The sequence below is a fragment of the Novosphingobium sp. NFX11 genome, from assembly GCF_057376415.1.
This window is the reverse complement of sequence record NZ_CP080384.1, coordinates 2,277,829-2,300,024: the sequence shown is the minus strand read 5'-3', so window position 1 is coordinate 2,300,024 and position 22,196 is coordinate 2,277,829. Positions and strand designations below refer to the sequence as shown.

Annotated in this window: 21 protein-coding genes and 5 pseudogenes; 18 read left to right on the top strand and 8 right to left on the bottom strand. The window is 65.2% G+C overall.

The features are described 5' to 3' along the window. Positions 1–188: 188 nt before the first annotated feature. Genes KZO24_RS11775 through KZO24_RS11765 form a run of 3 tightly spaced genes read left to right on the top strand, consistent with a single transcriptional unit; the run spans position 189 to position 1,797 of the window. On the top strand, positions 189–647 hold the full coding sequence (locus KZO24_RS11775) for a YbgC/FadM family acyl-CoA thioesterase (RefSeq protein WP_271181988.1): 459 nt from the start codon (positions 189–191) through the stop codon (positions 645–647). Beyond that, complete coding sequence (tolQ, locus tag KZO24_RS11770; RefSeq protein WP_008831780.1) at positions 644–1,351, top strand: protein TolQ; 708 nt, start codon at positions 644–646, stop codon at positions 1,349–1,351. The genes KZO24_RS11775 and tolQ overlap by 4 nt, the downstream gene beginning before the upstream one ends. Beyond that, complete coding sequence (locus tag KZO24_RS11765) at positions 1,351–1,797, top strand: ExbD/TolR family protein (protein ID WP_036528115.1); 447 nt, start codon at positions 1,351–1,353, stop codon at positions 1,795–1,797. The genes tolQ and KZO24_RS11765 overlap by 1 nt, the downstream gene beginning before the upstream one ends. On the opposite strand, the gene KZO24_RS11760 is transcribed toward KZO24_RS11765, so the two are convergent. Next, a complete protein-coding gene (locus KZO24_RS11760; RefSeq protein WP_486486236.1) occupies positions 1,794–2,147 on the bottom strand; it encodes a hypothetical protein in 354 nt (117 codons plus the stop codon). The two genes, KZO24_RS11765 and KZO24_RS11760, sit on opposite strands and share 4 nt — an antisense overlap. Positions 2,148–2,648: 501 nt before the next feature. Here KZO24_RS11760 and KZO24_RS11755 point away from each other — a divergent pair. From KZO24_RS11755 to KZO24_RS11740, 4 genes and pseudogenes are all read left to right on the top strand, one after another. After that, positions 2,649–2,864, top strand: coding sequence for a hypothetical protein (locus KZO24_RS11755; RefSeq protein WP_486486235.1), 216 nt, complete (start codon positions 2,649–2,651; stop codon positions 2,862–2,864). Further along, positions 2,861–4,232: pseudogene (gene tolB / locus KZO24_RS11750) on the top strand (Tol-Pal system beta propeller repeat protein TolB). The gene KZO24_RS11755 and the pseudogene tolB overlap by 4 nt, the downstream one beginning before the upstream one ends. Before the next feature lie 193 nt (positions 4,233–4,425). Beyond that, positions 4,426–4,951: pseudogene (gene pal, locus KZO24_RS11745) on the top strand (peptidoglycan-associated lipoprotein Pal). Positions 4,952–5,051: 100 nt separating this feature from the next. After that, the gene (locus KZO24_RS11740; protein ID WP_008831775.1) at positions 5,052–5,585 is read left to right on the top strand and encodes a J domain-containing protein; all 534 of its coding nucleotides are present in this window, start codon (positions 5,052–5,054) and stop codon (positions 5,583–5,585) included. Positions 5,586–5,849: 264 nt separating this feature from the next. Here KZO24_RS11740 and infC read toward each other — a convergent pair whose 3' ends face one another. Both infC and pdeM read right to left on the bottom strand, forming a co-directional pair. Beyond that, on the bottom strand, positions 5,850–6,371 hold the full coding sequence (gene infC, locus KZO24_RS11735) for a translation initiation factor IF-3 (protein WP_036528118.1): 522 nt from the start codon (positions 6,369–6,371) through the stop codon (positions 5,850–5,852). A 166-nt stretch (positions 6,372–6,537) separates the two neighbouring features. Next, a pseudogene (pdeM, locus tag KZO24_RS11730) lies at positions 6,538–7,229 on the bottom strand (ligase-associated DNA damage response endonuclease PdeM). Positions 7,230–7,318: 89 nt separating this feature from the next. Here pdeM and hemF point away from each other — a divergent pair. Both hemF and add read left to right on the top strand, forming a co-directional pair. Further along, positions 7,319–8,193, top strand: a pseudogene (hemF, locus tag KZO24_RS11725) (oxygen-dependent coproporphyrinogen oxidase). A gap of 277 nt (positions 8,194–8,470) precedes the next feature. Next, positions 8,471–9,586 carry an adenosine deaminase gene (gene add / locus KZO24_RS11720; RefSeq protein WP_271181983.1) on the top strand — a complete coding sequence of 372 codons (1,116 nt, stop codon included), beginning with the start codon at positions 8,471–8,473 and terminating at the stop codon, positions 9,584–9,586. Between the two features lie 4 nt (positions 9,587–9,590). On the opposite strand, the gene KZO24_RS11715 is transcribed toward add, so the two are convergent. From KZO24_RS11715 to uvrB, 3 genes are all read right to left on the bottom strand, one after another. Beyond that, positions 9,591–9,815 (bottom strand): type II toxin-antitoxin system HicB family antitoxin, encoded by a 225-nt coding sequence (locus KZO24_RS11715; RefSeq protein ID WP_271181982.1) that lies wholly within the window; start codon positions 9,813–9,815, stop codon positions 9,591–9,593. Then, positions 9,812–9,988, bottom strand: a complete 177-nt coding sequence (locus tag KZO24_RS11710) for a type II toxin-antitoxin system HicA family toxin (protein WP_486486234.1) — start codon at positions 9,986–9,988, stop codon at positions 9,812–9,814. The genes KZO24_RS11715 and KZO24_RS11710 overlap by 4 nt, the downstream gene beginning before the upstream one ends. 157 nt (positions 9,989–10,145) lie before the next feature. Then, positions 10,146–12,332 carry an excinuclease ABC subunit UvrB gene (uvrB, locus tag KZO24_RS11705; protein ID WP_271181980.1) on the bottom strand — a complete coding sequence of 729 codons (2,187 nt, stop codon included), beginning with the start codon at positions 12,330–12,332 and terminating at the stop codon, positions 10,146–10,148. A gap of 116 nt (positions 12,333–12,448) precedes the next feature. Between uvrB and KZO24_RS11700 the strand changes: the two genes are divergently transcribed. Both KZO24_RS11700 and KZO24_RS11695 read left to right on the top strand, forming a co-directional pair. Then, positions 12,449–13,003 carry a DUF3617 domain-containing protein gene (locus KZO24_RS11700; protein ID WP_231958076.1) on the top strand — a complete coding sequence of 185 codons (555 nt, stop codon included), beginning with the start codon at positions 12,449–12,451 and terminating at the stop codon, positions 13,001–13,003. A gap of 21 nt (positions 13,004–13,024) precedes the next feature. After that, the gene (locus KZO24_RS11695; RefSeq protein WP_008831766.1) at positions 13,025–13,801 is read left to right on the top strand and encodes an esterase/lipase family protein; all 777 of its coding nucleotides are present in this window, start codon (positions 13,025–13,027) and stop codon (positions 13,799–13,801) included. 344 nt (positions 13,802–14,145) lie between these two features. On the opposite strand, the gene KZO24_RS11690 is transcribed toward KZO24_RS11695, so the two are convergent. Next, positions 14,146–14,571: a hypothetical protein gene (locus KZO24_RS11690; protein ID WP_271181979.1), complete on the bottom strand. Its 426-nt coding sequence runs from the start codon at positions 14,569–14,571 to the stop codon at positions 14,146–14,148. Between the two features lie 319 nt (positions 14,572–14,890). After that, positions 14,891–16,398: pseudogene (locus KZO24_RS11685) on the bottom strand (YifB family Mg chelatase-like AAA ATPase). A gap of 211 nt (positions 16,399–16,609) precedes the next feature. On the opposite strand from KZO24_RS11685, the gene KZO24_RS11680 reads away from it, so the two are divergent. The 7 genes from KZO24_RS11680 (at position 16,610) to KZO24_RS11650 (ending at position 22,154) form a co-directional block, all read left to right on the top strand. Beyond that, complete coding sequence (locus KZO24_RS11680) at positions 16,610–17,302, top strand: alpha/beta hydrolase (RefSeq protein ID WP_486486233.1); 693 nt, start codon at positions 16,610–16,612, stop codon at positions 17,300–17,302. 68 nt (positions 17,303–17,370) lie between these two features. Further along, positions 17,371–17,505 (top strand): 50S ribosomal protein L34, encoded by a 135-nt coding sequence (gene rpmH, locus KZO24_RS11675; protein WP_008831762.1) that lies wholly within the window; start codon positions 17,371–17,373, stop codon positions 17,503–17,505. A gap of 133 nt (positions 17,506–17,638) precedes the next feature. Further along, entirely contained in the window at positions 17,639–18,028 is a 390-nt protein-coding gene (gene rnpA / locus KZO24_RS11670; RefSeq protein WP_271181976.1) for a ribonuclease P protein component, read from the top strand. Next, on the top strand, positions 18,025–18,270 hold the full coding sequence (yidD, locus tag KZO24_RS11665) for a membrane protein insertion efficiency factor YidD (RefSeq protein ID WP_069709045.1): 246 nt from the start codon (positions 18,025–18,027) through the stop codon (positions 18,268–18,270). Before rnpA ends, yidD begins: the two co-directional genes overlap by 4 nt. A gap of 81 nt (positions 18,271–18,351) precedes the next feature. Then, a complete protein-coding gene (gene yidC, locus KZO24_RS11660; protein ID WP_271181975.1) occupies positions 18,352–20,115 on the top strand; it encodes a membrane protein insertase YidC in 1,764 nt (587 codons plus the stop codon). Positions 20,116–20,138: 23 nt separating this feature from the next. Beyond that, positions 20,139–20,768: a ribosome biogenesis GTP-binding protein YihA/YsxC gene (yihA, locus tag KZO24_RS11655; RefSeq protein WP_271181974.1), complete on the top strand. Its 630-nt coding sequence runs from the start codon at positions 20,139–20,141 to the stop codon at positions 20,766–20,768. Between the two features lie 252 nt (positions 20,769–21,020). After that, positions 21,021–22,154, top strand: a complete 1,134-nt coding sequence (locus KZO24_RS11650) for a DUF47 family protein (RefSeq protein ID WP_008831757.1) — start codon at positions 21,021–21,023, stop codon at positions 22,152–22,154. Positions 22,155–22,196 lie beyond the last annotated feature (42 nt).

Sequence of the window (22,196 nt, the reverse complement as noted above, 5' to 3'; positions counted from 1 at the left end):
GAAGTGCAGGTCTCTCATTCCCCTCCCGCAAGCGGGAGGGGGCAGGGGTGGGCACTTCCACCGCTGTCCACCGAAAATTTACCCCGCAATACAGCCTCCAAGGCCGGTTCCTGCGCTCCCGGGGTTGAAGTCGCCCTGCTCCCCGTTACACAACCGCCCGGAATGACGGACGCACCATCCTCCCCCTCATGCCTCAATCGGGCGTGATCGACGGCAAAGTCCACCGCTACCCCTTGCGCGTGTTCTACGAGGACACCGACGCGGGCGGAGTGGTCTATCACGCCAACTACCTGCGCTGGTTCGAGCGTGCCCGCTCCGACCTGCTCGACGTGCTCGGCATCGACCAGCGCGCCTCGCTGGAGGCGGGCACCGGACTCTACACCGTGGCCGAGGCGAACTTGCGCTACCTCTCGCCCGCGCGCCTTGGCGACACGATCATCATCGAGACCTGGGCCGAAAGCACCGGCCGCGTCGCCAGTGTGCTGCGACAGGTCGCATTGCGGGGTGATGTCAGGCTATGCGAGGCGGCCGTAAAGGTCGCGTTCATCAGCCCTGAAGGACGACCGCGCCGACAGCCCGAGGCCTGGCAACAGGCTTTCGCCACACTTGAACCCATCGCCGCTCCGGCCCCGGAAGGACCAGAATGACGCTCGACCTGCTTGCCTCGACCATCAGCTTCGCCGGTGACGACAACCATCTCAACCCGGTGAAACTGTTCCTCGATGCCGACATCGTGGTGCAGGCGATCATGGCCGGGCTGGTCCTCGCCAGCGTGTGGGTATGGATGATCATCGTCACCTTCATCGTGCGCATGGGGGCGATCAGCCGTCGCTGCGACGAGTACGAGGAAGGCTTCTGGGAGGCCCAGAACTTCGACACCTACCAGAAGGAGCGCAAGCGCGGCGACGTGCCGATGGGCAAGGTCGCAGGCGCGGGCCTCGGTGAATTCAAGCGCAACGTCGGCCCCGGCATCGATGCCGAGGGTGCCCGCCAGCGCATCGCCACGATCCTCAATTCCTCGGTGGGCGAGGAGGCGGACAAGCTCTCCGACCGTCTGAACTTCCTGGCAACCGTCGGTTCGGTGGCGCCCTTCGTCGGCCTGTTCGGCACGGTGTGGGGCATCATGAAGAGCTTCTTCGATATCGGCCAGCAGCAGAATTCCTCGCTCGCGGTCGTCGCCCCCGGCATCTCGGAGGCGCTGTTCGCCACTGCGATCGGCCTGTTCGCGGCGATCCCGGCGGTCATCGCCTACAACCGTTTCTCGCATAAGGTGAACGGCTTCGAGGCCCGGCTGCAGCGCTTCGCCGACCATCTTCACGCAGCCCTCACGCGCCAGCTGGAGCAGCGCTGATGGCGATGGGGATGTCCGGAGGCGGCGGACGTCGGCGTCGCGGACGCGGCGGTCGCGGCCCCATGGCCGAGATCAACGTCACGCCGCTCGTCGATGTAATGCTGGTGCTGCTGATCATCTTCATGGTCACCGCGCCGCTGCTGAAGGCGGCGGTGCCGATCGAACTGCCCGAAAGCCGCGCCAAGGCGATGAGCGAGGAGCAGGGCCAGATCACCATCACCCTGCGCCGCGACGGCGCGGTATTCTACGAGCAGGACGAACTCGCGTCCGGCGAACTGCCCGAGCGTCTGGCCTCCACGCCCGCCGGTCCCGACGGCAAGCCGCCGCTGGTGACGCTGCGCGCCGACAAGGCGCTCGACTATGGCCGGGTGATGGAAGTCATGGGCGAACTCAACCGCGCAGGCTTCACCTCGATCTCGCTGGTTACCGATGTCAGCGGCGGTTAAGGCGCGCCGGGTAGGGTCGGTCTGATGGCGGTACTGGGTGTGCGCAAGGATGAGAGGATCGGCCTCGTCGTCGCCGTGCTGTTGCACGGCGCGGTGCTGGCTGCGATCCTGTACAGCCCGCGCTCGAACAACGTGGTCAAGCCGCCCGAGCGTATCGAGGTGACGATCAGCGACGAGGTCGCGGCGACTTCGACTGCCCCGAATCCCGGCGAGGCGTCTCCGGACAAGAGCCCGGAACTGGGCCAGCCCGCGCCGGCGGCGGCACCGCCGCCACCCGAACCCGCGCCTGCGGCGGAGCCCGAACCGGCTCCCGCTCCCGAACCCGCGCCGCGCGTGGTGGAAAAGCCCAAGCCTGAGCCGAAACCCGAGCCGAAACCGGTTCCGAAACCGGTTCCGAAACCCAAGCCGGTCGAGAAGCCCAAGCCCAAGCCCGCGCCCCCAAGCCGACTCCGCCCAAAGCGAAGCCGACGCCGCCCAAGCCTGCGGCAAAGCCCGCGCCCAAGGCGCCGCCGCGCAAGTCCAGCGCGATCGACGACATCGTTCGCAAGCCTTCGCCCCAACCCGCGGCGAAGCCTGCGACAAGGCCCGCGACCAAGCCGGCCACCACAGGGCAGTCTTCGGGATCGAGCAATTCGGCGACGCCGCCGAAGAAGGCAGGCACCAGTGCTTTCGACGATGCGTTCAAGCCAGGCACGCCGGGCGCCACTTCCAGCGCGCCCAAGCCGACCGGCACGCCTGCGTCCGAGATCGGTCCTTCGGCCCGCTCGGCGCTGGGCGCTGCGATCAACCGGCAGCTCAAGCCGCACTGGCAGGCGCCGCAGGGCGCCGACGTCGAACTGCTGACTACCAAGGTGCGTTTCCGCCTCAACCGCGACGGCAGCCTTGCCGGCGCGCCCGAGGTGATCGGCACCAGCGGCGTCAACGCCTCCAACCGCGCGCAGGTGGAACGCCATCAGGAACAGGCCGTGCGTGCGGTAAGGCTTGCGGCGCCATTCAACTTGCCCGACGATCTCTACGAGGGCTGGAAGGTCGTCACGACCACGTTTGACAGAAGGCTATCGCAATGAAGATAACCCGTGTTCTCGCCTTGGGATTGATGCTGACGGTTTCGGGTACGGCCTTCGCCCAGACGGCACCGGTCATCACGCCCCCGCGCCGCAGGACGGTGGCCTCGAAGTCACCGTTTCCGACGACAGCGCGTGGAACGACCTCGGCATCGCCATCACCACCTTCGCCACCGATCAGGACGTGCCGACGCGCACCAATGCGGGCACCACCGGCCAGCTGGGCCGGGCGCTGGCGCAAGTCGTGGCGGGCGATCTCAAGAACAACGGCCTGTTCAAGCCCTCCGGCCCCGATGGCCTGCCGCAGCCCGCTTATGGCCAGATCCAGGCGCCCGACTACACGCCATGGGCCGCGCGCAGCGCCGACATGCTGGTACAGGGCTTCGTGCGCGCAGGCGGCGACGGCAACCTGACAATCGGCTGCTATCTCTACGACGTGCAGCTCAAGCAGCAGCTGGTGAAGGGCGGCTGGCAGGTTCCCCGTCCGACTGGCGCCGCGCCGCGCACAAGTGCGCCGACATGGTCTATTCGCGCCTCTCGGGCGAAAGCCCGTTCTTCGATTCCAAGATCGCCTACATCGCCGAGACCGGTCCCAAGGACCATCGCATGAAGCGCCTTGCGATCATGGATTCGGACGGGGCCAACCACCGCTTCCTGACCAGCGGCCAGTCGATGGCGCTCACCCCGCGCTATTCGCCGGACTACAGCAAGATCATGTACCTGTCCTACCTCAACGGACAGCCGAGCATCTACGCCTACGACCTTGCGACCGACCGCCAGACGCTGATCGCCCGCACCGGTGCGCCGACGCTGGCGCCGCGCTGGTCGCCGGACGGCAAGTGGGTGCTCTATTCGATGGCCAAGGGCGGCACGACCGACATCTACCGCATCTCCTCGGCAGGCGGCGGCACCCCGCAGCGCCTGACCAACGGCCCGGGCATCAACATCGGCGGCAGCTATTCGCCCGACGGCTCGCAGATTGTGTTCGAGAGCGACCGCTCGGGCAGCCAGCAGGTCTATGTGATGAATTCGGACGGGTCGAACCAGCGCCGGATCAGCTTCTTCGGCGGCCGCGCGGCGACGCCCGAATGGAGCCCGCGCGGCGACCAGATCGCCTTCACGCACATCGCGGGCAACTTGCGCGTCGCCGTGATGAACCCGAACGGCGGCGGCATGCGCCACCTCACCGATTCGTGGCAGGACGAGGCGCCGACGTGGTCGCCTAACGGCCGCATCGTGCAGTTCTTCCGCACGACCAAGAGCACCGGCCTCGCCTCGATCTGGCAGGTCGACCTCACCGGCCGCAACGAGCGCAAGCTGCCGACCCCGGTGGGCGCCTCGGATCCGGCCTGGGGTCCGATCCGCCCCTGATTTGCAGGCGAATGCAGCAAGTTGGCGTCCCCGGCGAAATCCGGGGCCGTTTTCTCGCATTCAGGTTGCCCGACGTTCATCTTGACTGTGTAGAGAATTGAACGGAACCATCACACCATGCCGCCCATTCAACAGGCCAGTCGTATCATGGCGGCGACATAGGAGATTGCCGATGCCTTCTTCCCTCTCATCCATGCGCATCACCCGCGTCGGCGCGACGGCGCTGGTCGTGGCCGGCGCTCTTGCCATCTCGGCTTGCGGCAAGAAGGCTCCGGCCCAGCTTCCGCCCGATCCCGGCCCGGCGACCAGCACCGACACCGGCCAGTCGAGCGGCGGCTACGGCATGGCCCAGCCCGGCAGCCAGGCGGACTTCGTCGCCAAGATGATGGGCGCGGACACGATCTACTTCGCCCTCGACGAGATCGACCGTCGATGCGCAGGATCAGGCGTCTCTCGCCAAGCAGGCGCAGTGGTTGCAGCAGTACCCCAACAAGCGCGCCACGATCGAGGGCCACTGTGACGAGCGCGGCACCCGCGAATACAACATCGCGCTGGGTGAACGCCGCGCCAACGCCGCCAAGAACTATCTGGCGAGCCTGGGCATCGACCCCTCGCGCATCACCACCGTCAGCTACGGCAAGGAGCGCCCGATCGCGCTCGGTTCGGACGAGGCTTCGTGGGCGCAGAACCGCCGCGCGGTGACCGTCACCATCGATTGATGCCGTTTCCAGCGCGCGGGCGTGCCCAGCGCGCTGGATTGATATTTTTGCGTCAGACGGGGGTTGCGTCCCCGTCGAGTCGCAGCGTATCGCCGATCTGATGAGCCGCGCACGTCGATCCGCAGACTGGGGTTTTCCGCGCTGGCGCGGCTATGGCAGCGCGCGCGAGGCCGTGGAAGTTCGTCTGTGCGATCGCCACGGCTGCAACGATCGCGGCGAGTGCCCCGCTCCCAAGAGCCCCAACAGCCCCGATCGCTGGATGTTCTGCCAGAAGCACGCGGCGGAATACAATTCGGGCTGGGACTACTTCGCCGGGCTGGACGCCGAGGAAGCCGCCGCGCGCGAAGCGAGCGAGCAGGCCGAGACCTCCGGCTACAAGGAAGCGCAGCATTACGGCTGGGGCGGCTCGGGCGACGGGTCGCGCAGCCGGGATGAACTGCGGGCGCTGGAAGCGCTGGGCCTCGATCCCGACGCGGACTTCGATGCGGTGCGCAAGGCGTGGCGCACCAGGGCCAAGGAAGTCCACCCGGACGTGAAGCCCAATGATGCCGAGGCGGCGAAGGCGTTCCAGACGTACCAACTTGCCTACGAAGTCCTGCGCGCGGCGGAAGAACGCCGCGAGTGGAAGGGCTGAGCGGCGGCTTTTCGCTCACGGGGCTTTGACAAGCTCAGCCTGAGCGGGGTTGAGATGGTATCGGATTAAGCCACCCTTCGTCATTGCGAGCGAAGCGAAGCAATCCAGGGCAGCATAAACCGCCCTGGATTGCTTCGCTTCGCTCGCAATGACGATTGGAGGTATGATCATGGCGCTCTGCCGTCTCGAAGCCCCATCCTCAAACGACAAAAGGCGCGGCCATCGGCCACGCCCCTCGTTTGCGTCGAAACCGACAGCTATCGCTTACTTCGGCGACAGCACCATCAGCATCTGGCGGCCTTCCATGCGCGGATAGGCTTCGATCTTGGCGATCTCTTCCACATCCTGCTGCACACGGCGCAGGAGGTCCATGCCAAGCTGCTGGTGCGAAAGCTCGCGACCACGGAAGCGTAGCGTCACCTTGACCTTGTCGCCGTCCTCGATGAAGCGCACGACATTGCGCATCTTCGTGTCGTAGTCATGGTCGTCGATGTTCGGACGCATCTTGATCTCTTTGATCTCCTGCGTCTTCTGCGTCTTTCGAGCGGCGTTTGCCTTCTTCTGCGCCTCGTAACGGTACTTGCCCACGTCGAGGAACTTGCACACCGGCGGATCGGCGTTCGGGGAGACCTCAACGAGGTCGAGACCGACCTCAGCTGCCTGCTCGATCGCCTGGCGCGTGTACATGACGCCCAGGTTCTCGCCCTCATGGTCGATGACGCGGACCTTGTCCGACTGGATCATGTTATTGTAGCGCGGTCCACTCTTGACCGGTGGCGTCATCATGCGCCGGGGTGGGGGTGCTATATGCGTTCTCCTGAGTCGTTACAGTCGACGTGGCTGGATTCGGCGGTCATTAATGCGATTCGTCCTCGCGCGCAAAGCGCGATTTCACGAGATTGCAGATGGAACGCCCCGACCGGAAAACCGGCCTTGCGCGCCATATAGGTATTCAGGCCGCTTTGCGCCAGAGCGGATAGCGTATCAACTGCCCGCGAGCAGGCACCAGCGCCTCGATCGCATCGGCCGGCTGAAGCGCGGACAGGATCGCCGGATCGGCCGCATTCATACCGCCGGTCAACGCTCCAAAGGCCGGCAGGATCAGCCGTTTCTCGCTGCGCACCGCACAAGGGCGCGCAATCCGCCGTCCGCGCGCCTCGATCATCAGGCGCGGATGGAAGTGGCCCGAGACTTCCGCTTCGCATGTGCCCGGCAAAGCCTGGTGGCGCAGGGCAAGGCCTGCCAGCATCAGTTCCTCGACTCGGGTGCCACCTGCCTCGGCGCCCAGATGCGGGTCGTGATTGCCGGCGATCCACACCCAGTCGAGCGCGCGGGTCAGCGCGGCGAGCATCCCGGCGGCGTGCGGCTCCAGCCGGTCCGGTCCGGCGCTGTCGTGGAAATTGTCCCCCAGTGCGAAGACCCGCCGCGCGCCCGTGGTCCGCACTGCCGAGGCAAGCCGTTCCAGCGTCTCGCGGCTGTCGTAGGGGGCAGCATCTGGCCGGTGCGGGCGAAGAAGCTGGCCTTCTCCAGATGGAGGTCTGCGACCAGCAGCGCCTGTTCGCGCGGCCAGTAGAGCGCGCAGGCACCCCGCATGGCGCCGTCCACCAGAACCATCTCCTGACCGCAGAACGAAAAGGGAACCATGGCTTTTCCTTGCCGCAGCTTGTCCAATTTGGCAAGCGCCGTGCAAAGCGAAGGGTGCCACGTTACGGCAACCTGCCATGAGGACACGGATGACGGACTGGACCCCCTACACGACGCGCGCCAGCGACTGGTTCCGCACCTTGCGCGATCGCATTTGCGCTGAATTCGAGGCGATCGAGCGCGAGGCGGGCTCCGATGCGGTGTTCGGCTACACGCCCTGGCAGCGCGCCGCCGTGGAGGGTGCCGAAGACAAACAGGGCGGCGAAACCGGAGGCGGCACACGCGGGCTCATGAAAGGGCGTGTGTTCGAGAAGGTCGGCGTCAACATCTCGACCGTCTCGGGCGGATTGGCCAAGGACTTCGCCGCGACCATCAACGGGGCCTCGGCCGAGAACAACGGCTTCACCGCCACCGGCATCAGCCTCGTCGCGCACATGGCGAACCCGCATGTCCCGGCGGTTCACATGAACACGCGCTTCCTGACGACGACCAAGGCGTGGTTCGGCGGCGGCGCCGATCTCAACCCACCATTGCCCTATGAGGAGGACACGGCCGAGTTCCATGCGGAATTCAAGGCCGCCTGCGATGTCCACGGCGGGGATTACTACGACCGCTTCAGGGCCTGGGCGGACGAGTATTTCTACATCCCCCACCGCAAGGTCCATCGCGGCGTCGGCGGCATCTTCTACGACCACCTCGAATGCGGCGACGAAGCCGCGTGGGAGGCGAACTTCGCCTTCACCAAGGCGGTGGGCGAGGCATTCCTTGCGGTATTCCCCGGCTGGTGCGCCGCCGCATGGGCATGGACTTCACCCCCGCCGACAAGGCGCAGCAGCTGGAATGGCGCGGGCGCTATGCCGAATTCAACCTCGTCTATGACCGGGGCACGCTGTTCGGCCTGAAGACCGGCGGCAATATCGACGCGATCCTGATGAGTCTGCCGCCCGAAGCGACCTGGAGCTGAGGTATTAGAGTGCATCGCCGGCAGCCCTGACTCAATCCCGTCATCCCCGCGAAGGCGGGGACCCAACTGATTCCAGTGATGCAGGCACCGTCAGGAGATGGGTTCCCGCCTTCGCGGGAATGACGATGAAGGGGAACGCGGCAGGTCGATTTCGACACTGCGATGGCGTCCCTCGGCCTCGCCGTTTTCTGCAACGCCGCGCCCGGTTTTCTCGGTTGGACAAGCCCTGCGCCGGCCTCGATGATCCGCCTCGTTAACTCAGGGGTGGGCCATCAACATGAATCTGGATCGACGTTCCCTCATCGGCGGCGCGCTGTGCGCTGCCGCCATGCCGCTGCTGCCGATGCGTGCCCTCGCCGCGCCGGATGACATGGCCACCTTCATCGCCGCCATGCCCAAGGCCGAGTACCACGTGCACCTCGAAGGCACGCTGGAAGCCGAGATGAAGTTCGCCCTCGCCAGGCGCAACGGCGTGAAGCTGCCTTATGCCGACGTCGCGGCGATGAAGCGCAGCTACGTGTTCCACGACCTGCCCACCTTCCTGAAGGTCTACTACGAGGGCATGAACGTGCTGCTGACCGAGCAGGACTTCTACGATCTGTGCTACGCCTATCTCGCCAAGGCCCATTCGCAGAACGTGCTCTATGCCGAGATGTTCTTCGACCCCCAGCAGCACATCGACCGGGGCGTGCCGATCGCGGCGGTGATCGGCGGCATCACCCGCGCCCGCGCCGATGCCGAGGCGAAGCTGGGCATCGGCTCACAGCTGATCCTGTGTTTCATGCGCGACCTGACGGCGGACAACGCGATGGCCGCGCTCGACGCGGCGCTGCCCTACAAGGACAAGCTGGTCGGCGTCGGCCTCGATTCGGACGAGAAGGACAACCCGCCCGCCAAGTTCGCCGCCCACTTCGCCAAGGCCCGCGCGGCCGGGCTGAAGGTGACGGCGCATTGCGACGTCAACCAGAAGGATACGCTGGAACACTTGCGCGAGGCGCTGGTCGACATCGCCGTCGATCGCATCGACCACGGCGGCAACATCCTGCAGTCGCCCGAACTGATCGCCATCGCCAAGGCGAAGGACATGGCCTTCACCGTCTGCCCCTCGTTCTCGGGCAAGGTCGTGGTGGACGGGCAGCCGGTGGAGGTGGTGCGCGGGATGCTGGATCAGGGACTGAAGGTCTCGATCAACTCGGACGACCCGGCCTACATGGGCAGCAATTACATCACCCAGGCCATGATCGAGGCGCAGACGCGCTCATCGCTGACGAAGGCGGAACTGGTGCGGATTTCGCGCAATGCCTTCGACACGGCGTGGATCACGCCCGAGCGCAAGGCGAACTATCAGGCGAAGCTGGCGGCCTTCGCGAAGGCGCGCGGGGTGGCGGTGTGAGGGATCAGACCGCCGCGTAGATCGCGGGCCGATACCGGGGCTCGGGAATGGCCAAGCCCTTTTCGGCCGCCACGTCCAGCCAGCCTGCGATGGCATCGTCGATGTTGGCGAGCGCTTCGGCGCGCGTATCGCCGTGCGCGGAACAGGGCTTGAGGTCGGGAACGTCCGCGATCCAGCTCGCGTCCTCGTCCGACCAAAACAGGTTGATGTGGTAATGTGGCTCGTTCACAGGACGATATATAGCCCGTGTTGCTCAACCAGTTCAAGGAACTCGCGAACCTGATAGGGCTTCGCGTCCTTGTCGCTGGGCTGGACGGGGAAGGGCCGTTGCAGGGACGGATGCGTCCAGATCTGGTGACTGCCCTTCGTGCGGACATGCTCGAAGCCGAAGGCTTTCAGCAACCGCTCGAAATCCCGGAAGGCGACGGTTCGGTTTCGGGATTCGAGGAGTTGAGTGTAAAGTCTTGTCGGTTTTATCATGGCTGCCCTCAGTAATGCGCAGCACTTTTAATACTGGCCACTAAGTGATTCGCAACAAGCCCCCTTATGGAAAAGCCGGCTACTTCCCGAACTTCCGCTGCGTCTTCCCGTACCGCATCTTGCGTGTGCCCGGCTTGCCCTCGTTGCTACGCCCCACCCTCGGCGCCTTGTGCTCCGCCTCGGGCAAACCAAGCTCATTCTGCTCAAGCCGCCTGATCTCGTCGCGCAGGCGTCCGGCCTCTTCGAACTCCAGGTCCGCGGCGGCCGCGCGCATGCGCTTCTCCAGGTCCTCGATGTACGAGCGCAGGTTGTGGCCGACGAGGTTGCTGGTGCTGTCATCCTCGAGGTCCACCACCACGCCGTCGCGGCTGGCGGTATCCGCCACGATGTCGGCGATGCGGCGCTTGATCGTTTGCGGGGTGATGCCGTTTTCGAGGTTGAACTGCTCCTGCCGGGCGCGGCGGCGGTCGGTTTCGGCGATCGCGCGCTCCATCGATCCGGTCATGCGGTCGGCGTAGAGGATCACCCGCCCGTCCACGTTGCGCGCGGCGCGGCCGATCGTCTGGATCAGCGAAGTCTCGCTGCGCAGGAAGCCTTCCTTATCCGCGTCTAGGATGCACACGAGGCCGCATTCGGGAATGTCGAGCCCCTCGCGCAGCAGGTTGATGCCGATCAGCACGTCGTAGACGCCCATGCGCAAGTCCCGGATCAGTTCGATGCGCTCCAGCGTCTCCACGTCGGAGTGCATGTAGCGCACCCGCACGCCCTGCTCGTGCATGAACTCGGTCAGGTCCTCGGCCATGCGCTTGGTGAGGGTGGTGACGAGAGTGCGGTAGCCCTTGGCCGCCACGTCCTTGCACTGGGCGATGCAGTCCTGCACCTGATCCTCGACCGGGCGGATTTCCACCGGCGGGTCGATCAGGCCGGTCGGACGGATGACCTGCTCGGCGAAGACGCCTCCGGTCTGGTCCATCTCCCAGTGGCCGGGGGTGGCCGAGACGGCGAAAGTCTGCGGACGCATCGCGTCCCACTCGTTGAAGCGGAGAGGGCGGTTGTCGATGCAACTGGGCAGGCGGAAGCCGTATTCGGCCAGCGTGATCTTGCGGCGGTGGTCGCCCTTGGACATGGCGCCGATCTGCGGCACCGTCTGGTGGCTTTCGTCGACGAAGAGCAGGGCGTTGTCAGGCAGGTACTCGAACAGGGTCGGCGGCGGCTCGCCGGGGATGCGCCCGGTCAGGAAGCGGCTGTAGTTCTCGATGCCATTGCACGATCCGGTGGCGGCGATCATCTCCAGGTCGAAGTTGGTGCGCTGCTCAAGCCGCTGGGCCTCCAGCAGTTTGCCCTCGGCCTCCAGTTCCTTGAGCCGCTCGGTCAGCTCGAAGCGGATCGCCTCGCTTGCCTGCCGCATCGTCGGGCCGGGCGTGACGTAGTGCGAGTTCGCATAGACGCGCACCTTTTCCAGCACCGCGCCCTTCTTGCCGGTGAGGGGATCGAATTCGGCGATCTCCTCGATATCGTCGCCGAAGAAGCTGATGCGCCAGGCCACGTCTTCCAGATGGCTGGGGAACAGCTCCAGATTGTCGCCGCGGACGCGGAAGTTGCCGCGCGCAAACGCCACGTCGTTGCGCTTGTACTGCAGGGCGACGAGCTTGCGGATGATCTCGGTCTGGTCCTGCGCCTTGCCGGTGACGAGGTCGAAGATCATCGCCGAATAGGTCTCGACCGAACCGATGCCGTAGAGGCACGACACCGAGGCGACGATGATGACGTCGTCGCGCTCCAGCAGCGCGCGGGTGGCCGAGTGGCGCATCCGGTCGATCGCCTCGTTCACCGAGCTTTCCTTCTCGATGTAGGTGTCCGACCGGGGCACGTAGGCCTCGGGCTGGTAATAATCGTAGTACGAGACGAAATATTCGACCGCGTTGTCCGGGAAGAAGTCCTTGAACTCGCCGTAGAGCTGCGCGGCCAGGATCTTGTTCGGCGCCAGGATCAGCGCGGGGCGCTGCAGTTCCTCGATCACCTTGGCCATCGTGAAGGTCTTGCCCGAGCCGGTGACCCCCAGCAGCACCTGAGTCTTCTCGCCATCGGCCGCGCTGGCGACGAGTTCGGCGATGGCGGTCGGCTGGTCGCCCGCCGGGGCATAGTCCGAGACGATCTTGAACGGCTTGCCCGGCATCGATTTCTCGGGCCGCTGCGGTTTGTGGGGGACGAAGTTCTCCGAAGTATCGGGTTCTTCGAGGCCGCGCCGGATGATGATCTCTGCCATGGCGGAACATATGGGGTATATCCGTTCCCGCGGCAACAGGGCGTTGGCGTTGGGGCAGGGCGGTGATAGCCCTCGGTGCATCTCAGGGAGAGGAGAAGGCCATGAAGGGCAGGATCATGATCGCGGCGCTGAGCATGATGACGGGCGCGCTGGTTCTGGGCGGCTGCGGATCGAAGGACGACGGCGAGCAAGCCGGGAGCGGCGGTGCACCGAAGTCGGCGGAGGAGGTGAAGCACGAGGCGGCCAAGCTCGATACTCCGCAGCCGGGCCAGTATCGGCAGACGGTGGAGATCACCCGTCTCGAAGTGCCGGGCATGCCGAAGGAAGCCGCCGAACAGATGAAGTCGATGATGGCGGCGAAGCAGGAAAGCACCATCTGCCTGACCAGGGCGGACGCCGAAAAAGGCTATCGCGACATGTTCAGGGGTGTGGGCAAGGGGAACGAGTGCTCCTATTCGAAGTTCGACGTTGATGGCGGCAGGCTTGATGCCCAGATGGATTGCCAGTCCGCCGGTGATGGCAAATCGACGATGACGCTTAATGGCACGGTCAGGCGCGATGGTTCAGATGTCACGGTCGACATGGATACCACCGGCGGACCTGCGCCCACGGGTTCAATGAAGATGACGATGCACCTGACCACCACTCGCCTCGGCGACTGCAAGACATGATGGGGTAACGCGAAGAGAGCGATGGATCCGCTGAACGAGGAACAGGAACGCTTCGCGGGATCCCTGCGCGCCGCGATCGCGCGGCGCGCCGCCTTCGCGCGCGAGCAGCACCCCGAGGGGGTCGGCAAGCCGCCGCTCGAGCTGCTGTGGGCGGAACTGCGCTCGCTCTATCGGGGCGGCCACAAGGTGCGGTTCACGGGGCAGCGGGTGCAGCCGGCAGTCAGCCCGATGCCGGTCATGCTGCTGCCCGGCTTCGGCGCGCATCCCAAGCGGATGAAGCCGATGGCCGACGCGCTCTCCGCCGCCGGGCACCATGTCCACCAGTGGGGCCTGGGCCTCAACCTCGGGCCGAACGAGCGCAATTTCTCCTACCTCATGCGCCGGGTGGCGATCATCGCGCGGGAGAACTGGCACCCGGTCGCATTGGTCGGCTGGTCGCTCGGCGGCCTCTTCGCGCGCGAGATCGCCCGGCGCGAGCCGCATCTGGTGGCCAAGGTCATTACCATGGGCACGCCCTTTTCGGGCGATCCGCGGGCCAACAATGCGTGGAAGGCCTATCAGGTGGTGACCGGCCATTCGGTGGACAGCCCGCCGATCGACTGCGATTTCTCGGAGAAACCCGCCGTACCGACGATCGCCCTATGGAGCCCGCGCGACGGCATCATCCAGCCCCGCGCCGCTGCGGGCTGGCCGCACGAGCGCGATCGTGCGGTGGCGATACGCTGCAGCCACCTCGACTTTTCGAGTTCGCCCAAGGTAGTGGCGGAGGTCCTGCGGCAACTGGATGTGCGGGAGTAAGGGCTATCTGCCGTCTCAGAACCAGACCGTCATCCCGGCAAAGGCCGGGACCGCTCTCGTTCTGTCGCGACATCTCGGCTAGGCTGGGAAAAAGCTGCCGCAACTCTGCCGAGATTGCATATCATGGTCATAGCGGTCCCAGCCTTCGCTGGGATGACGACGGTGTTCGAATAACGGATTTGAGTGGTTATCTGCCGTTTTAACGGCTCTAAACCAACCCCGTCATTTCCGCGAAAGCGGGGACCCAACTGATGCCCGTGCAACACGAAGCGTCAGAAGATGGGTTCCCGCCTTCGCGGGAATGACGGCAAAGTGTGGATGGCCGACAGACTGTATTGGATGCTTCAGCGAGCGTGACCAACAATCCGTAAGCCAGTCGAGGTATCCTCCAAAGGAAGTTTCCTGCCGAGCGCCAAAAGCGCAGAACGGACGGCCGCAATATCTTGCGGGTAGTGCTCGGCGGGCACATTATTTTTTCGTGGAAAAATAGCTACCGCTGGAACCTCCATCCATTCGATCCCGACAAGAGGAAATGGGCCGAAATCGATACTGTCCACGAAAGCATGGGGCGCATTGAGCCATGGTAGACTGATAGCTTTTTCGTTCTCGGCCTCGATGAACTTGATGACAAGCTGTCGTATGCCAAGGCCATCGTTCTCTAAGGCAGTGAAGACAGACCGCCACTTAGTATTCGACATGAAAGATGCCGAATACAATCGCAGGACAGCGCGGCGCTCGCGGCGTAGATCGGCAGATAAATCATGCTTCATGCCACCTTGTGTGCCTTCGGTTAACAGCGGCTGCAATACGCGCATAGGCAATGGGCATCAACGACCGCAACGGGGCGCTTGCCGAAGGTCGGCTTTCCTACACAACGGGCACTCCGATACACTGCGCTCATGACCGTCCGTCGCTCAACTCCCATCACAAGGTTACACCGCAAGGTGACACCTCACTCGCACAAGGTGACACATCGCACGCAAAATGTGTCACCTTGCGGCTCTAAGGTGACACTTTCCGGCTCTAAGGTGACACCTTTTCTCTCTGGACCGTGTCAACCGTGTAAACCCTGTCACCTTGCGCGGGCTCTCACCCCACCGGAGCACGGCGGCGATAGCTCAGCGCCTCGGCGACATGGATGCGGGTGACCTGACCCGCCCCCGCCAGATCGGCGATCGTCCGGCTGGTGCGCAGGATGCGGGTGTAGCCGCGCGCGGAGAGGCGCATCGTTTCGGCGGCCTGTATCAGCAGGCGGCGTCCGGCCTCGTCCGGAGTGGCGTGGGCTTCCAGCAGGTCGCCGTCGAGTTCGGCATTGGTGCGCGCCTTGGTGCCGTTCAGTCGCTCCGCCTGAATCTCGCGCGCCTGAGCCACCCGGGCGGCGACCTGCACGCTGCCTTCGCTTGGTGGCGGGAGGGCGAGATCGACGGCGCGGACGGGATCTACCTCGACGTGAAGATCGATCCGGTCGAGCAGCGGCCCGGAAACCTTGCTCTGGTAATCCGCCCCGCAGCGCGGCGCGCGGCTGCAGGCAAGGGCGGGGTCGCCCATGTAGCCGCACCGGCATGGGTTCATCGCCGCGATCAACTGGACTCGTGCGGGATACGTGAGATGGGCATTGGCGCGGGCGACGGTGACTTCGCCGCATTCCAGCGGCTGGCGCAGCGAATCGAGGGCCTGCCGCTGGAATTCAGGCAGTTCGTCGAGGAACAGGACGCCGAGGTGCGCCATCGAAACTTCACCCGGCCGCACCTTGATCCCGCCACCGGTCAGAGCGGCGATCGAGGCGGAGTGATGCGGCGCGCGGAACGGCCGGGCACGGCTGATCCGCCCGCCCTCCAGCGTGCCCGCTACCGAGGCGACCATCGATACCTCCAGCGCTTCGGCCGGGGTGAGTTCGGGCAAGACGCCGGGCAGGCACGATGCGAGCAGCGACTTGCCCGCGCCCGGTGGCCCGACCATCAACAGGTTGTGCGCGCCCGCAGCCGCGATCTCTAGTGCGCGGCGGGCGGTTTCCTGTCCCTTGACCTGCCGGAGATCGGGGCCGCCTGCCCGCGTTTCGACCTCGCCCAGCGGTGGCGTCTGCAGCACTCGGATGCCGCGCAAGTGGTTGAGCAGGCTGATGAGATTGGGCGCCGCGACCACTGGCACCCCGCTGGCCCAGCGCGCTTCCGAGCCTTGCGAGGCCGGGCAGATCAGACCCTTCTCGTGCTCGCTGGCGTGGATCGCCGCCAGCAATACGCCGGGAGAGGGATCACCCGGCCATCGAGCGCGAGTTCGCCCACCGCCACGAAATCGCCCAGTTGCTCGGCATCGACCACGCCCATCGCCGCCAGCAACGCCAGCGCTACCGGCAGGTCGAAGTGCGAGCCTTCCTTGGGCAGGTCGGCGGGGGAGAGGTTGACGATGATTCGCTTGGGCGGCAACGCCAACCCCATCGCGGTGAGCGCCGCGCTCACCCGCTGGGTGCTTTCGCGCACCGCCTTGTCGGGCAGGCCGACGAGCGTGAAGCCGGGCATTCCCGGTGCGATTTGGCACTGCACCTCGACGGCACGCGCCTCGAGCCCGAGGTACGCGACGGTCGAGACGATGGCGACCAAGGGAAGGGCCTTTCTGCAAGAATTGCGAAGAAGACCTCGTCTAGTAAGGCCCGCTCGCGGCGGCGCCATGTTCAAAAATATACCTTACAGCACTTTAACCGGACCCGTGAGGAAGAGGGTAAGGGTGTTCCCGGCATAGACTTGTGATGCGCTCGCTTTCCGCAAGTCTTGCTCTGGTCGCCCTTTTCGCCGTGTCCCCCTGTCGGCGCAGGTGATCGAGTACGAGACTGTCGACGAGGTCACCGATTCCGTCGTTACCGGGGGCGAGCGCACCCTCTTCACTACCGCGATCGAAGCGCCTGCGATGCCGCAAGGTCCGGCCTACGGTCCGTTCCGCGTGCTGGACGAGGGCCGGGCGGCGCTGGTCGATGTCACCGACGCGCGCACGCCCGGGCAGTTCACCGCGATGCTGCGCGACCATCCCGGAATTGCCACGATCGAGATGATCGACTGCCCCGGCACCGAGGACGACCTCGCCAACCTGCAGGTCGGCCAGATGATTCGCCGCAGCGGCATCGTCACCCATGTTCCGGCGGGAGGGTCGGTGCGTTCGGGCGGGGTAGAACTGTTCCTGGCGGGCGCGCGGCGCTACGCCGATCCGGGCTCCGAGTTCGCGGTGCATTCCTGGCAGGACGACACCGGGCTCGAGCCCTCGGACTATGCCGCCAATGCGCCCGAGAATCGTCGCTACATCGACTACTACCGCGCCATGGGCATGAATGCGGCCGAGGCGCAGGCGTTCTATGCCATGACTAATTCCGTGCCCTTCGCTTCGGCGCGCTGGCTCGACGCGGGGGAGATGAGTGCGTGGGTGCAACTGGACGAGGTGAAAGTGGATGTGAGTCCGCGTTTTCAGTTCCTCCAGCTTGCGGCTGTTGTTGACTCAATCCCGTCGTTCCAGTAACGGCGGCCAACGATTTCCATGGTCGTCCGGTTTGGGCGGCCCTTTTTGTTAGATTTTCGAGGACTGACATGAAGCGCACTTTCCAGCCGAGCAACCTTGTTCGCGCCCGTCGTCACGGCTTCCGTGCCCGCACCGCGACCGTCGGTGGCCGCAAGGTTCTGCGCGCGCGTCGCGCTCGCGGCCGCGCCAAGCTCTCGGCCTAATCCGCCGGGATCGGCAGGGGCGCAAAGCTCCTGCCATAAGCGGCGCCAGCCCACGCTCTCGCCTTGCGCGAGGGCATGGGCTGGCGCCGTTTTGCTTTGGCGCGAATCGCCATGTCCCGACGTTCGAGCTGTCATGAAGCAGGCTGACGCCTACACGGTCCTGAGCCGTCGTTCGGACTTTCTCGCTGCCAATCGCGGCCTGCGAGTCGCGCGCCCCGGTTTCGTGCTGCTGGCCAACCGCAATGACGGGCTGGGGCGGCGCGCCGGGATCACGGTGACCAAGAAGATCGGCAATGCCGTCGTGCGCAACCGCATGAAACGGCGTTTCCGCGCGCTGCTTCGCGAATTGCTGCCCGAGCATGGCCTTGCCGACACCGACCATGTGCTGATCGGCCGTGAAGGCGGGGTCGAGCGCGACTTCGACAAGCTGCGCGGCGAACTCGTCGCCGCTCTGGGGCGGGCGCGGGACGGGAAGGGTGATGCGCCCCGCCAGCCGAATCGCAGGCGTGGCCCTCGCAAATGACCAAGGTTCTCGCCTTCCTCGTCTCGCTTCCGGGGCTGGCGATCATCGGTGTCGCGCGATTGTGGCAACTCGGTCCTTCGGCGATCATGCCGCCCACCTGCCGCTACTCCCCCTCCTGTTCGCAGTACGCGATTATCGCGGTTCGCAAGCATGGTGCGATCAAGGGTGGATTGCTGGCGCTGTGGCGTCTATTGCGCTGCAATCCTTGGGGTGGGCACGGGCACGATCCCGTGCCGGACTGAACCTTAGATACTGGCGAAGTGATGCCGGCGGCCCCACATGGCCGCCGCCGAGACGAAGATACGGGCAGGAAACAGGCTTTCGTGGAAAACCAGCGTAACATCATCCTTGCGGTCGTACTGACCGCGCTCGTGCTCTTCGGCTGGGAGGCCGGGGTCGGCTATTTCTATCCGCAGGCCAAGACCCCGACGCAGATCGTCGAGTCCGGCGGCGCCAAGAACGCCTCCAGTCCCACCAAGCCGACGCGCGAAGGTGGCCTGATGGATGCCGCCGACCGCACGCTGGAAGCTACCGACCTCAAGACCGAGCTGGCTGCTCCGGGCCGCGTGAAGATTTCCGCGCCCGGCCTCTCGGGCTCGATCAACCTGACCGGTGCGATCGTCGACGACCTCGTGATCAATCGCCACCGCGAGACGGTCGAGAAGAATTCCGGCCCGGTCCGGATCTTCTCGCCCGCGGGCACCCCCGCGCAGCAATTCGCGCAAGTCGGCTGGCTGGGTGAGGGCGGCGTCGCCGCGCCGACCGCCTCGACCGTCTGGACCGCGCCCGCGAACGCCACGCTGACCCCGACCACCCCGGTGACCCTGACCTGGGCGAACCCCACCGGCCAGCGCTTCGCGATCACGTACTCGATCGACCAGAACTACATGATCACCGCGCAGCAGACCGTCGAGAACGCGGGCGGCGGCGCGGTTTCGGTCAAGCCCTTCGCGCTCGTCAACCGTACCGAGAAGACTGCAAGCCTCGATACCTGGAACGTCCATTCGGGGCCGATCGGCGCCTTCGACGGTTCGGTGACCTTCGGCACCAACTACAAGGACGTGGCCGAAGCCGGCACCGTCAACGAAGCGGGCCGCACCGACTGGATCGGCTTCACCGACATCTACTGGATGTCGGCCCTCATTCCCGTGGGCGCGAAGGCGGAGAGCACGTTCCGTTCGCTCGGCAACCAGATCTTCCGCGCCGACGTGGTATACGATCAGGCCGTGATCCAGCCGCGCACGCGCCAGAGCGTGACGACCAAGATCTTCGCGGGCGCCAAGGAGCACAAGGTGCTCGACGCCTACGAGGCGCAGGGCATCGCCAACTTCGGCCTCGCGATAGACTGGGGCTGGTTCCGCTGGTTCGAGAAGCCGATCTTCTGGCTGCTCACCAAGCTGTTCAGCCTTGTCGGCAACTTCGGCGTCGCCATCATCCTGCTGACCCTCATCGTGCGCGGCATGATGTTCCCGGTCGCCCAGCGCCAGTTCGCCTCGATGGCGGCGATGCGCGCGATCCAGCCGAAGATGAAGGCGATCCAGGAGCGCTACAAGGACGACAAGCAGAAGCAGCAGCAGGAGATCATGGCCCTCTACAAGCAGGAGAAGGTCAATCCCCTCGCAGGCTGTCTGCCGATGTTTCTGCAGATCCCGGTGTTCTTCGCGCTCTATAAGACGCTGATCCTGGCCATCGAGATGCGCCACCAGCCCTTCGTGCTGTGGATCAAGGACTTGTCCGCGCCCGATCCGCTGCACATCCTGAACCTGTTCGGCCTGCTGCCCTTCGATCCGCCCAGCTTCCTGGCGATCGGCCTGCTCGCCCTGCTGCTCGGCGCGACGATGTACCTGCAGTTCCAGCTCAACCCGGCCCAGATGGACCCGGCGCAGCAGCAGGTGTTCAAGCTGATGCCGTGGTTCATGATGTTCGTGATGGCGCCTTTCGCCTCGGGCCTGCTGGTCTACTGGATCACCTCCAACATCCTGACCATCGCGCAGCAGAAGTTCCTCTACAGCCGCCATCCGCAGCTCAAGGCGCAAGCCGAGAAGGATACGGCCGACAAGGCACGCGCGGCGGCCCGTACAAAGTGAGTGATGATCGCGTGAATGAAGAAATGGCAGAACTGACGGAGCGCGCGCGCAAGCTGTTCTCGGGACCGGTGACGTTCCTGAAGTCGGCACCGTCGCTGCAGTTCCTGCCCGATCCCGATGCGCCGGAGATCGCCTTTGCGGGCCGGTCGAACGTGGGCAAGTCCTCGCTGCTGAACGCACTGGTCGGCCGCAAGGCGATCGCGCGTACTTCGGTGACGCCGGGCCGCACGCAGGAGTTGAACTTCTTCGACGTGGCCGAGCCGCTCAAGTTCCGTCTCGTCGACATGCCGGGCTACGGCTTCGCCAAGGCGCCGCCCAAGGTCGTCGAGACCTGGCGCCGTCTGGTGCGCGACTACCTGCGTGGCCGTGTGGAACTCAAGCGCACGCTGGTGCTGATCGATTCGCGCCACGGCGTGAAGCAGGTCGATCTCGACATGATGGAGATGCTGGATCAGGCGGCGGTGGGCTACCGCCTCGTCCTGACCAAGGCGGACAAGATCAAGGCCAGCGAACTGGAGGCGGTCCACGCCGCCACCATCGCCGAAGCCCGCAAGCATCCCGCCGCGTTCCCCGTGGTCCACGTCACCAGCTCTGAAAAGGGCATGGGGATCGAGGAACTGCGCGCCGCCGTGCTGGGCGATTCGGAACTCTGATTTCACACTTTCGTCATTGCGAGCGAAGCGAAGCAACCCAGGGCAGCACTACGCCGCCCTGGGTTGCTTCGCTTCGCTCGCAATGACGGACGGGACGGCCTTCGGTAAATTGCCCAGCCCTTGGAAATCATCCTTTCATCATTCGAGTCCACAATCGAGACCGCGTCTCTATTTGTGACATTTGCATGACGGCGCGCCGTCCCCTATGGGGCGCAGCTTCACGCGTCGAGGGATGAAAGGAATCTCGCCCATATGCGCCAGATTGCCGTTCTTCCTTACCGCACCGTCGGTCCCGCCGTCGACGCGCCCATCCAGATACTGCTCATCACTTCGCGCAGCACTCGTCGCTGGGTGATTCCCAAGGGCGGGCTGATGAAGGGCCTGCAACCGCATGCCGCCGCCTCGAAGGAAGCGGAAGAGGAAGCAGGCGTGCTGGGCGCGACCTGCCCGGTGCCGCTGGGCTCTTACCGCTACCGTAAGCAGCGCAATTCGGGCGCTTCGGTATGGGCGGACGTCGATGTCTATCCCTTCGCGGTCACCGACGAGCTTTCCACATGGGACGAGCAGCACCAGCGCGAACGACGCTGGTTCTCGCTGGAGGAAGCGGCTAGGGCGGTCGACGAAGAGGACCTTCGCGCCCTCATACGTTCCTTCGGCGCACGTGAATTCCGCGCCGCCGCCAGTCCCGCGCGCTTCCTGGGCGCAGCCGTGGACACGGTGGCAAGCAAGACAGGGGTCAATGCCATGTTCGCCTGGTTCCAGAAGCTGCTGCCCGAGCAGGGCAACTTCTTCGACCTGTTCGAGAAGCAGGCCGCCACGCTGGTGGCCGGCGCCGACGCGCTCGCCCGCCTCGCGCAGGGTGGTCCGGGCCGCGCCCAGCACATCCGCGAGATCGCCGAGCGCGAGCACGACGCCGACGACATCACCCGCGAAGTGCTGCAGACGGTGCGCCGCAGCTTCCTGACGCCGTTTGATCGCTCGGCCATCACCAGCCTCATCAACACGATGGACGATGCCATCGACGAGATGCAGCAGACGGCCAACGCCTGCGATCTCTACGAGGTGAGCGAGTTCGAGCCGGAGATGATCGACATGGCCGCGATCATCGTCGATGCCGCACGCCTGACCGCCGAAGCGATCCCGCTGCTGCGCAAGATCGGCGACAACGGCCACCGCCTCCACGAACTGACCGAGCGTCTGGTCCGCATGGAAGGCCATGCCGACGAAATCCACGCGGCCGGGCTCAAGCGCCTGTTCAAGGCGGACCTGACCAACCCGATGCACTTCTTCGTGCGGCAGGAGATGTTCAAGCGCCTCGAGCGCGTGGTCGATCGTTTCGAAGACCTCGCGAACGAGATCGACGGGCTGGTCATCGACCACTCGTAAGCGCGAAGCCGGATCGATGTTCATCACCATTCCTCGTCATTG